Here is a 10,373-nt window from a genome sequence, read left to right as displayed (position 1 = left end):
GGTTTACGCTGTGGCACGCGGCCACCGCCACATCTGAAGTTATGTCCACAGCAGACAGACGATCACGCGGTGGCCGCACCTCGCCTACCAGGCCCCACCAGCGACATCTCAAACGGCGGCTGCCGTACTAGCTGTCCTGGTCGACAGCGAACGGGCGGTACCCCGGCGGTAGGTCACTGACCTGCAGGTCGGAGAAGACCAGCGTGAGGTCGTGGGCGTTGGTTTGGATCCGTACCTCGTGGAACTCAAGCCCGATCGCCTCGGCCCAGCTCCGGGCCGCAGGTGATTCCTCCAAGATTTTGGCGCCCGGGTAGAGCGACTGCCACTTCACGCCCCAGACGTAGCCGTCCAAGTCAACGCCGGTCTTGTAGTCGATCAGGCGATCGTCCAGCGACTCCCGCCACGTAGCCGGCGCGACCGACGTCTGGCAGCGTGCTTCGACGCAGTACCGGAACAGGTAGCGCAGGTGCTTTGGTGCTACTCCGGTGCGAGGATCTGCGGTCGCGTAGACGATGGCCTCGTAGTCCCGCATGTAGTCGGTGAACCCGTGGTACACCAGCGCCTGGTCGTACACGTCATCGAGCGCACGGCCGAGGGTCGAAGGATCCACGGCGTAGTTCTACACCCTCAAGAGCGATCAGGGCCCGCCGCGCCGGCCGATGCCGGCCGGAGGCCGCCAGCAGGCCGAGTGCGGCGGGCCCTGATCGCTCTTGCGCGGCCCCTTGATCCTATTGAGAGTGATTCGGCAGTGAGGGCGACCGAGGCGACCGTGACACTGGCTGAGGACGGGCGGGCCGACACACGGCTTAGGAAGGGCGTTGCGCCTGTTGAGGCATCGCTCGTCCTACCAGGACATACGCCAAACTGGTCTCCTGCGACACGTTTGATCATTCCGCGCATGTTCCAGATCTTGCGACTCGGTCTGACGTGCCTCAGTTTCAGTATTTACGGATGGCCTCTGGCGTCGAAGGGCCCTGTCAAGCAACGCCGTCTAGCTGGCATCCTGTCGGCATGAGTCACAACTCGTACGCCCGCTTCGAGTTGATGCGCCCGGAACATGTGGGAGATGCACACTGGGAGGCCATCAACGTAGAGATCGTGAGGTTCGCCCGTGCCCTAGAGTCTGACGATGACCCGCAGGCGATCGGTTACCTCAAGTGCCTCGTAGAAGCAGTCGCGAAGGTCGTACTAGACATCAACGGCACGCCCGCCGGTGGGAACGAAAATTTCGACACGCTCGTCCCTCGGGCGCACGAGCTGCTTGCGGGTCAGCCCGGCCATGAGCTGGCCTACCAGACCCCCTTCGGGATCTTGGCTACCCAGGCCCGAAAGATGGCCACCGCGATGGGCGCTATCCGGAACAACTTTGGCGCCGGGCATGGACGCGCACGACAGCCGGAGATGCGGAGCGAGATGCTCGATCTCGCCATCGACGGGTCTCTTTTGTGGACCCGCTGGGCGCTGCGCCGGCTCGGCTACTTCGCCCAAGGCCGCCCGGAAGCCTTGATCCGCGACCTCGTTGGGGACCCCTACGGCTCCATCAACTGGTACAGCGGCGACCTCACTGAGCGGCTCAGCAACGCGAACCTGCCGCGCCTGGAAGGTAAGCACGCACGCGCTATTGGGGTCGCCGTCGGTCAACGCGCCGCCATGGACACGTTCAACGTGCGTATCGAGGGCGTAAACGCCTGCGTTGCCGACCCGGACCTTACCGCCTGGCCAGCGGCATACAGAATCGGCGTTGCGACAGGACTGCTGTTCAGCCCTGCGGAACTGCCGACCTTCACGGCTCGTAACTTGCATCAAGCCCTTGAGGCCTGTGCACCCATCATCGACGCCTCGGGCGAGATCGTCTCGCTAGTACGGCGCGTGATGGAAGCCCGTCCTCCAGGTCATCTCCCGGGCGAGGCCGCTCAGAACAACGAGCTGATTTGGTTCGTGAAACAGGCGGCAGCGGGACGGCCCGAAGTGGAGCAAGCCGCTTGGACTGACTTGGCAGAACACTTAAGCGGGTAGCCCCAGAGAGGCCGTCTTCCGGCTTCTGCCATGGCGGTCCTGCCGAGGACGGAGTAGCCGGCGGGTCGGAAGGGCTGGACGGAGGGCTGCGGCCAGCAGAGCCTCACGGATAGGGTTCGGGTCGCGCCAGGGTTTCCCCTGAGCCATCGAACGATTACAGTCGGACACTGAGCTACGTCGCGCAGGGGGAACGATGACTCTCAGCACATCCCTGTCAGGTCGCCTTCGGAACACCTCGTTGCCCAAGAGTCACGGCCTGTTACCCCTGTTTGAGGCTGTAGTCAACTCGATCCAGTCAATTGACGCCGCGAACCCTGAGGGGGACTCGGGTAGAATTGTCGTCGAGATTGAGCGGCTTCCTCAGCTTAACCTTTTTGATTCAGTTGGCCGAAGTGAACGTGGCCCGGTTCCGCAGGAACCAATCCTCTCGTTCAGAGTCACCGACAATGGTGCCGGCTTCCATGATGACAACCTGCAGTCGTTCGAAACGCTCGACAGCGAGTACAAGGCGGAGTATGGCTGTCGCGGTGTTGGTCGATTGCTCTGGCTCAAGGCCTTCAAAAAGGTTGAGGTGTCGAGCATATTCCTAGATGAAGTCGGCCAGGCCTTTGAGCGAGCCTTCTCATTCACGGCGGAGAAGGGCGTCACCGATGAGGTTGTAGGCGCCACAGCCTCCCGGGAGGCCGGAGCGACGGTAAAACTCTTGGATTTCCGTCCCATTTACCGTGACACGTCCCCCAAGAGTCACTCGACAATCGCAAGGAACCTGCTAGAGCACTGTCTCTGGTACTTCGTTCGACCTGGCGGATGTCCCGACATAATTGTCGTTGACGGGGAAGAGCAGGTCAACCTCACTCACTTGTTCGCAGACCACATGCTCTCTTCCTCTCAAACTCAAACGCTTACCGTTAAGGGACAGGAATTCGACCTAGTTCACCTCAAGGTGCGTTCTCGGACAGGGATTGAGCCGCAGATTCACTGGTGTGCCGCTAACAGAGTGGTGGTCGAGGAGAAGATCACCGACAAGATTCCAGGGCTACACGGCAGGCTGAATGATGGCGATACCTCCTTCATTTACTCGTGCTACGTGACGTCGACCTTCCTTAACGAAAATGTGAGATCCGAACGAACCGGGTTCGACATCCCTGAGGAGACACAAGGCACAATCCTCGCTAGCGACCTAGGGATGTCAGAGATTCGAACGGCAGTTCTGGATGCCGCTGAAGAGTACTTGGGCGACCTACTCAACGAGTCCAAGCAAGCAGGGCGCGCCAGAGTGGAGACCTTTGTGAATCACAAAGCTCCTCGCTATCGTCCAATCTTGCGTCACATTGATCAAAACAAGCTGTGCGTGAGCCCTGAGATTTCCGAGAGGGACCTCGAACTTCTGCTGCATCGCCAACTCTGGGATCTAGAAACAGAGCTGCTGGTCGAGGGTCAGGAGGTCTTGGAGGCAGAGCTGTTGGATGACTCCGCTGAACAACAAGAGCGCCTTCGGGAGTACCTTGAGAAGGTCGACGACGTAAAGAAGTCAGACTTGGCTTCCTACGTCTCGAAGCGACGAGTCGTCCTCGACATGCTGAAGAAGGCAATAGCGGCCGATCAAGATGGAAAGTACGTCCGAGAGGACGTTATCCACAACCTGATCATGCCGATGCGGAAGACGTCTGACGACGTATCCCTTGACGTCTGCAATCTGTGGATAATCGACGAACGTCTGGCGTTCCACAACTATCTGGCATCTGACAAGCCGTTGGCAGCCTACCCAATAACTGATTCACCGGATCGAAAAGAACCCGACCTTCTTGCTCTGCAGGTCTGCGACTCTCCGATTCTGGTTTCCGAAGGGAGCAAACTGCCCTTGGCGTCGATCGTGGTCGTCGAGATAAAGCGGCCAATGCGCGGGGACTCCAAGCAGGATGGCGGCCCAATCTCTCAAGCCCTCGGCTATTTGGACAGAGTTCGTCGAGGGAACGTGCGTACAACGCAAGGGCGGCCGATTCCAGCCTCTGACGAAATCCCTGGGTTCTGTTACGTCATCTCGGACCTGACTCCCTCGGTAATGGAGCACTGCAGGATGATGGGGCTCAGGATGACGCAGGACAAACTAGGCTTCTTTGGATATAACGAGAATTATAAGGCCTATATCGAAGTCATTTCGTTCGATCGACTTCTTAACGCCGCCCACGAGAGGAACCGGGCCTTCTTCGATAAGCTGGGGCTGCCTACCTGACGAAACTACACGAGCGATTTGGATGGCCTACCGCAACCACCCACGGACCGTGCCCCGCCGCCGGAGCCCCGGGCCATCTCGGAGCCCGAGCGCCGCCAGTTCGCCAACGCGGCCGGCGTGCCCTCCCCTACGCCACGCGGGCTCGTGGCCGCGCGGCCCGGCCGGCTGCCGGCCCACCACCACCCGTTCACGTCCCTGTCATGCTGCGGCGGCCCTCGGGCTTCCCGCCTTCCGCGCCAGCCGCCGGGCGTGTTGCGTGGCCGGAGTCGGAGCGCCAGCGGAGCGACGGACGCGCGTCCAGGCGGCGGCGGGCGGCCCGTTGCGGGCGGCCTTGACCGTTTGGAGAAACTCTGACCGCCGCTGCTTACTGAGAGGCGCGTCGGAGCCGCTCGACCGCAACGAATATTTGCTGTTCAGGACCTGGTCGACTCGGTCGCCATTCAAGGAATAGAGGGCGAATGGCATTGAGGAGGCCTGTGAGGTCCTCGGTTGTCGCGGGCTCGGGCAGTGCGTCAAGGGTGGCGAGTGCGCTCACGGTCGCCTGATGGCGATGGACGTTCATGGGGGTGTGCTGCCATCCGGGCGAGTTCCGCCACTCCTGGACGCGTTCGTGCACCTCGGCTGCGGCGGCTCGGATAAGGGCTGCTCGCTCGCGTGGTGTAAGCGCTGAGTTGTGGGGGCGGTCGGCGGGTTGCTGCGGCGGCGTGTCGGCGTCGCGCATGGCGGCGATCGTACCGGCGGCTTGATTGGGCCGGTTGCCGTGTGCTGGGAGCAGTGCTGACGGGCGCAGTTAGCCAGCGATGCTGTTCCACTCCGGAGCGAGGATGGAGTAGAGCAGGGAGTTGCGCCAGGCGCCGTTGGTGTGGACGTGGTCGCGGAGTCGGCCTTCGTATTGCATGCCGAGCCGCTTGGCGACGGCGATGGAGGCGGCGTTGTCGGGACCGATGGCGGCGGTGATGCGGTGTAGCCGCAGCTCGTGGAAGCCGTAGCCCATGATGGTGCGGGCGGCGTCGGTGGCGTAGCCGTGGCCCCAGTGGTCGGCGTTGATGGCGTAGCCGAGTTTGGCGGCTTGGTGGCCGGTGAGTCCGAGGCGGGCGAATCCGATCATGCGGTCTTCGGTGTCGGCTACGGCTACGGCTAGGTAGTACTCGGTGCGGGGGGTGAGCTGTGCCCGGGTCACTGCGCCTTCGATCATGGCGACGGCGGCGGCGCGGTCGCGGCTGTCGAAGGAGAGCCAGTGGGTAACGCGGTCGTCGCCGATGATCGCCAAGGCGTCGGCCGCGTCATCGGGGCGCATTTCGCGGAGAGTGATGACGCGGCCGGGGATGGTGATCGGGTACATGCGCTGATGGTGCCTTATCGGGGCAGAGCGTTGGCGGGGGTGTGGGTGAAGTGTTCGATGCCGTCGATGAGGTCGCGGGCGTCGCTGGCGTGGCCGGCGCGGGTGATGGCCTGGTGGACGCGTCGGACGGAGTGGACGATGCCGTTGATGCGCTGGTCGGCGGGGAGATCGAGCACGGGGGTGAGGGCGTCTTCGGCGGCGTCGAGTTCGCCGTTGGCCACCCGGGCGATAGCGAGGTTGGTGTGTGAGCCGGCCTGATCGCCGAAGGCCCATGCGGGGTCGTAGCGGTCGGAGTATGCCTGGACGGCTTGCAGGGCGTAGCGCTCGGTGGTGGCGGCTTCGCCGGGGAGCCAGGCGAGGGCGTCGCTGGCGTAGTAGAGGGTGCGGGGCTGGTTGAAGGTGCAGATGCCGCCCATCTCGTCCATCTCGTCGGGGCGGACCCGCGACCAGGCGTCTTCGGCCTCGTGGATGGCGGCCTTGGCCTGTTCGGCGTTGCCGAGGGCGGCGTAGGCGCGGGCGGCGCTGACGGGAAGCCACACGGCGGAAGTGCCGCCGGCTTGGGTGGCGTACTCGCGTCCGGCTTCGGCGTACCGGACGGCTTCGGCGTACCGGCCGGCCCAGTAGGCGACCAGGGATTGCAGGCCGCGGAGCCAGGCTTGCAGGCCGGGGTGTCCGGCCTGGTCGGCGCAGAGAACTGCGGTACGGGCTTGCAGCATCGCGGAGTGCGGGTCGGCCATGTCGTGCGAGACCTTGGCGAGTAGGCCGCTGGTGATGCCGGCGAGGAAGTGCAGGTCCCGCGACTGGGCCGGCTGCTGACGGCGTTCGAGCAGGGTGAACAGGGTGTCCTGCGTCTCGACCAGGTCCGGCAGAATCTGGCTGATCGGGCGTTGCGGGTAGGCCAGGGCGAGTCGCTGCACGTCCTCGGTGAGCTGGGTGATGGCCGCCGGGGAGGTGGACTCGGCGGCGAGCATGGCGTATTGGCGGGCGCGTTGTGCGGCCATGGCGAGCAGGTTCCTTTCCGGGCCGGCGCCGAACGGCTCGACAATGAGCTGTCGGCCCGGCGCAGGGGTCAACTGGTGGGGTGCCCAGGCACGCTGCAACTCATCGATGGTCTTACCGAACATGGCCTGCAACGCGCGCCGGGTGGCGGGGGTCGATGAGGCCAGGTCCCGTTCACCGCGTGCCAACCGGCCGAGGTGCCGGGCGCTGATCGCCGCACGCGGGTCCATGCGGCTGAACTCGTCGGCCAGTTCCTCGTACGTGCGATCGCTTTGCTGGATCAGGTGCTCCAGCACGGTGCGAGGTTCGCGGCGGTCTCGGGCCATCTCGATGCCTTCCTGATGGGCTATCTCCACGCTCGCCTGTCGGAGGTCCTGAACTCAACGCAGGTCCTCATGGTGTCCGCTCGATGTCCGCCAGAGGTGCTAATTCGGTCCTCGATCGGTCTTCGTCACCGGGTGTTCTATCTCCACCATGGACGTCTCACCCACCGCAATTGTGCATGTACTGGCCGCGCAGGTGCACGGGCCGACATGGCACCGGGCCGCTCGTGCCCGTGTCGGGTCGGCTGCGGCCGTGGCGGGGGGCGGTGTTCGGGTCCTTCGGTGCGTGGATGGCGGACGTTCGCGCCGGGGAACGTGCCATGCCTCGCCGCTCCTCGTCGCCTGTTCGGGCTGCGAGGGGCGGGGATGGAAGATGGCCAGTCCTCGGCGTTCGCTTCGCGCGCCGAGTGATCCGAACCGGCTGCAACGACGGGGCTGCCCGGACTGCGCCGGAACCGGTAGGCAGACGCGATCATCGGCGGTTGTCGTAGCGGCTGCGTCCTGAGCAGGGCACCGGGGCAGGTGCTGGCAGGCGAATCACGGTGTCGGTCGTGGCCAAAGCCCGCCTGCCTCGGTGCCCATCCAAGTGTGCGTGAGAGCGGGCAGTGATGGACCCAAAGCCGGGCGACGTTCTGCACGTCGGCGTCGATGCGTCGGTGCAATTCGGCGGCGCTCGGTCGCTGATCTTCCGGGTTATCAAGGTCTGGGACCGGCCGACATACGACGGCTGGCTTTGGCTGATCGGCTACGCGCTCGACCGGGCCGGCAACGCCGTGGACCGGCGAGAGATCTTCGTGCAGCACGCCGGTTTGAGGCTGCTCGCATCGGCTGCCGCTCCCGTCACCGGACGCACTCCACCCACCCCACCGGGCCGTGCCTGGCAGAGCGGGGTGAGTCGGAAGGCACCTACGGCGGTCTCAACTTCGAGGAGGTTGCGGTGACTACACATTCGGTTGGCGTCTTTCGGGCAGCGTCGCGCTTGGCCCGGCTCTGTCCGGGGCAGGTGAAGCGAATCCGGTTCCGTCGCACCAGGTTCGGGCGGCGCGGCCTTGCCGAGGAGCAGGTGTACGCGTTCCTCCGCGCGGTCGTCGACGAGCTGACCGCGCGCGAGGGCGTGGAAGCGGGCCTGCGCGCGGAAAACGCGCGATTGAAGGGTGCGCTACGCGAGTGGCAGAGCAATTTCGCTCCCAGACCGGGCCAGATGGCCGACGCGGGGCGTTGGACAGAACCTGAGCAGCGCAGATAGCCTGTTGACAAGCTGAGCTGTCGTCTGGGGTGAAACGGTGCCGATCGAAGTTGCGCCGCCAAAGTACGTCGTGATCGTCAACGCGGTGCAACAACGCATCGAAGACGGCACGTACCCGCCCGGCTCGATGCTGCCCAGCGAGACTGAACTGATTCGGGAGTTCGGCGCATCGCGCCCGGTCGTGGTCAGAGCACTGGACCTGCTGCGTCAAGACGGCTGGATCGAAAGCCGGCAAGGGAAGGGCCGCTTCGTCATAGGCCGACCCGTGAGAGCCGACCAGCGACGGGAACGCCGCTACGCGGTGCTGGAAGACGAGGAACGGGCTGGCTCGACCTTGTTGGTGGCCGGTGAGCTGCCAGCTCCACCCCGGGCGGCCGTAGCCCTTGGAATCGAGCCAGGAACATCGGTCGTCGCGCGCCGCCGACTGATCACGATGGACGGTCTGGGACCGGTCGAGCTGGGCACGGCCTTCTTGCCCGTCGACCTGGCGGACGGCACACGGGTCGGTGATGCCGGCGTTCTGGCTGAGGGGTTGCTCCGGCACGTCGCGTCGCGGAAGCGCGTTCGGTTCGACCACGTCAGCGAGCGGATCTCGGCTCGCCTCCCCGATGTCGACGAGGCCCGGCTCCTGGAGATCGGCGAAAAGGATGCCGTGTTGACGGTGCTTCTGTCCGTCTGCGACCGGTCCGGCAAGCCTTTGCTGGCTGTGGATCTCCTCCTGCCAGCTCCGCGGCACGACCTCGAAGACGTCTATCCACTCGACTGACGTAGGTCGATTCATTGCTTGACAAGTCAAGTCGGCCGCATCTACTTTGGAATAAACTTAACAAGTCAACTTGTCAAACACTCGAACCGTCGCTCACCGGGTCCCGAGAGTGTTGGCTCGATGGCTTCTCAGTTGCGCGAGGCGGGTCGTTCCCCAGCCAAGAGTCCTGGCCCGCCTCGTGCTCTCCCATCCCTCTTGCGTGAAGGAGGGCGTGATGCCCACCGTAAATCACCCTGCCCTGATCGCCGGATTGCCGATGCTCGTCGGTGCCCTGGCCCTGGCGTTCCGCTCTCGTCTGGCCGGGGTGCGGCACGCCTTGCGGGAACTGGAGGCGGCGCTCCGGTCGGCGCTGCGACTGCCCCCTGCCCCTGGTCGGGTGTACGGGATTCGTTGCCCCCGCTGTTACCGATGGGTGAAGCCAGGGCGATTCGACCTACGGCGTATGTCCTGTTGGGCCTGCATCACCACGTTGGGCCGTGGACGTCGGGGCGATGGCCTGCGCCTCTGATCACAGGATCGCCAGTTTGTGCGTACGCGAGTCTGGTGTGACGCCGTGGTCGGCGGTGCTGGTCGGTGTCGGCACCGCGAGGACCACGACGGGCCTTGCGGGGCCGCTGGAGACGATCACTCCGGGGTGGTGACCGGGATCGGGCCGGTGAACGGGGAGGCGCCGACCACGTTGAACGAGCGGATCCGGTAGTGGTAGGTGACGCCTCGGGCCAGCCCGGTGTTGGTGAAGCCTCGGCCGGTGACCGTGAAGGTGGCCAGTTCCCGGGTGAACGTCGGGTCCAGGGCTCGTTCCACCGTGAAACCGGCGCCCTGGCCGGCGGGGGTGCTGGCCGCCCAGCCCAGGACCACCGTCGCGGTGTCCGGTCCCGGCGCGCTGGCGGCCACGCTCACCGACGTCGGGGTCCCCGGTGCCGGTGGGGTGGTCACCGTGGCCACCGTGGACCACGGTGAGGCCGCACCGAGGTAGGTGGTGCGTACCCGGTAGTAGTACCTGGTGTCCGGGGCGAGCGCCGCGTCCAGGTGGTGGTCGCCGACGCCGATCGCGGTGGTGCCGGGTCCGCTGGTGAAGGTCGGGTTGGTCGCCCGCTGCACGTCGATCCCGGTGGCGAAGGAGCGGTTGGTCCAGCGCAACGCGACCCGGAGCGGTGCGGCGGGTGGGATCGCCGCGGTCAAGCCGGCCGGGGTGGCGAGCTGCACCGCCGCGGGGACGCTGTTCGACCAGGCCGAGCAGCTGACCTCGTTCTCCGCCCGGATCCGGTAGTGGTAGGTCACCCCGGGGGTGACCGAGGCGTCGGTGTACCGGGTGGCCGTGGCGGCCACGGTGATCTCGGTGAGCCCGTTGGTGAACGTGGCGTCGGTGGCCCGTTGCAGCAGGTGGCTGGTGGCCGCCGGGCGGCTGCCGTTGCCGGTCCAGGTCAGGGCGATCGCCGGCAGGGCGG

Annotated in this window: 9 protein-coding genes; 5 read left to right on the top strand and 4 right to left on the bottom strand. The window is 65.2% G+C overall.

Translation table 11 applies throughout. The annotated features are described in order from the left end of the window. Positions 1-127: 127 nt before the first annotated feature. Entirely contained in the window at positions 128-610 is a 483-nt protein-coding gene (locus C1I95_RS27705) for a YxiG-like protein (protein WP_111218122.1), read from the bottom strand. Between the two features lie 401 nt (positions 611-1,011). On the opposite strand from C1I95_RS27705, the gene C1I95_RS27700 reads away from it, so the two are divergent. Together C1I95_RS27700 and C1I95_RS27695 are read left to right on the top strand one after the other, a co-directional pair. Beyond that, positions 1,012-2,016: an abortive infection family protein gene (locus C1I95_RS27700; RefSeq protein WP_111218120.1), complete on the top strand. Its 1,005-nt coding sequence runs from the start codon at positions 1,012-1,014 to the stop codon at positions 2,014-2,016. A gap of 193 nt (positions 2,017-2,209) precedes the next feature. After that, positions 2,210-4,249, top strand: coding sequence for a Shedu immune nuclease family protein (locus C1I95_RS27695; RefSeq protein WP_111218118.1), 2,040 nt, complete (start codon positions 2,210-2,212; stop codon positions 4,247-4,249). Between the two features lie 790 nt (positions 4,250-5,039). Here C1I95_RS27695 and C1I95_RS27690 read toward each other — a convergent pair. Together C1I95_RS27690 and C1I95_RS27685 are read right to left on the bottom strand one after the other, a co-directional pair. Beyond that, the gene (locus tag C1I95_RS27690; protein WP_111218116.1) at positions 5,040-5,591 is read right to left on the bottom strand and encodes a GNAT family N-acetyltransferase; all 552 of its coding nucleotides are present in this window, start codon (positions 5,589-5,591) and stop codon (positions 5,040-5,042) included. A 14-nt stretch (positions 5,592-5,605) separates the two neighbouring features. Then, on the bottom strand, positions 5,606-6,886 hold the full coding sequence (locus C1I95_RS27685) for an NsdA family TPR-like regulatory protein (protein WP_233513921.1): 1,281 nt from the start codon (positions 6,884-6,886) through the stop codon (positions 5,606-5,608). 635 nt (positions 6,887-7,521) lie between these two features. On the opposite strand from C1I95_RS27685, the gene C1I95_RS27680 reads away from it, so the two are divergent. Genes C1I95_RS27680 through C1I95_RS27670 form a run of 3 tightly spaced genes read left to right on the top strand, consistent with a single transcriptional unit; the run spans position 7,522 to position 8,925 of the window. Then, positions 7,522-7,854 (top strand): hypothetical protein, encoded by a 333-nt coding sequence (locus tag C1I95_RS27680; protein WP_111218125.1) that lies wholly within the window; start codon positions 7,522-7,524, stop codon positions 7,852-7,854. After that, positions 7,851-8,159: a DivIVA domain-containing protein gene (locus C1I95_RS27675; protein WP_111218114.1), complete on the top strand. Its 309-nt coding sequence runs from the start codon at positions 7,851-7,853 to the stop codon at positions 8,157-8,159. The genes C1I95_RS27680 and C1I95_RS27675 overlap by 4 nt, the downstream gene beginning before the upstream one ends. A 37-nt stretch (positions 8,160-8,196) precedes the next feature. Continuing rightward, complete coding sequence (locus C1I95_RS27670) at positions 8,197-8,925, top strand: GntR family transcriptional regulator (protein ID WP_111218113.1); 729 nt, start codon at positions 8,197-8,199, stop codon at positions 8,923-8,925. Between the two features lie 624 nt (positions 8,926-9,549). Here the strand turns inward: C1I95_RS27670 and C1I95_RS27660 are convergent. Further along, positions 9,550-10,373: fibronectin type III domain-containing protein (locus tag C1I95_RS27660; RefSeq protein ID WP_146605869.1), on the bottom strand; the 824-nt coding region annotated here is incomplete at its 5' end.

The sequence above is a fragment of the Micromonospora craterilacus genome (genome assembly GCF_003236315.1).
In the GTDB taxonomy this organism is placed as follows: domain Bacteria; phylum Actinomycetota; class Actinomycetes; order Mycobacteriales; family Micromonosporaceae; genus Micromonospora; species Micromonospora craterilacus.
Note: the sequence above shows the minus strand (reverse complement) of the source record. Positions and strands in the feature narration are given on the sequence as shown.

What these genes read in the sequence shown, in the direction of transcription:
- C1I95_RS27690 (WP_111218116.1), bottom strand. Translation starts at nt 5,591, where the DNA reads ATGTACCCGATCACCATCCCCGGCCGCGTCATCACTCTCCGCGAAATG.
- C1I95_RS27700 (WP_111218120.1), top strand. Translation starts at nt 1,012, where the DNA reads ATGAGTCACAACTCGTACGCCCGCTTCGAGTTGATGCGCCCGGAACAT.
- C1I95_RS27680 (WP_111218125.1), top strand. Translation starts at nt 7,522, where the DNA reads ATGGACCCAAAGCCGGGCGACGTTCTGCACGTCGGCGTCGATGCGTCG.
- C1I95_RS27695 (WP_111218118.1), top strand. Translation starts at nt 2,210, where the DNA reads ATGACTCTCAGCACATCCCTGTCAGGTCGCCTTCGGAACACCTCGTTG.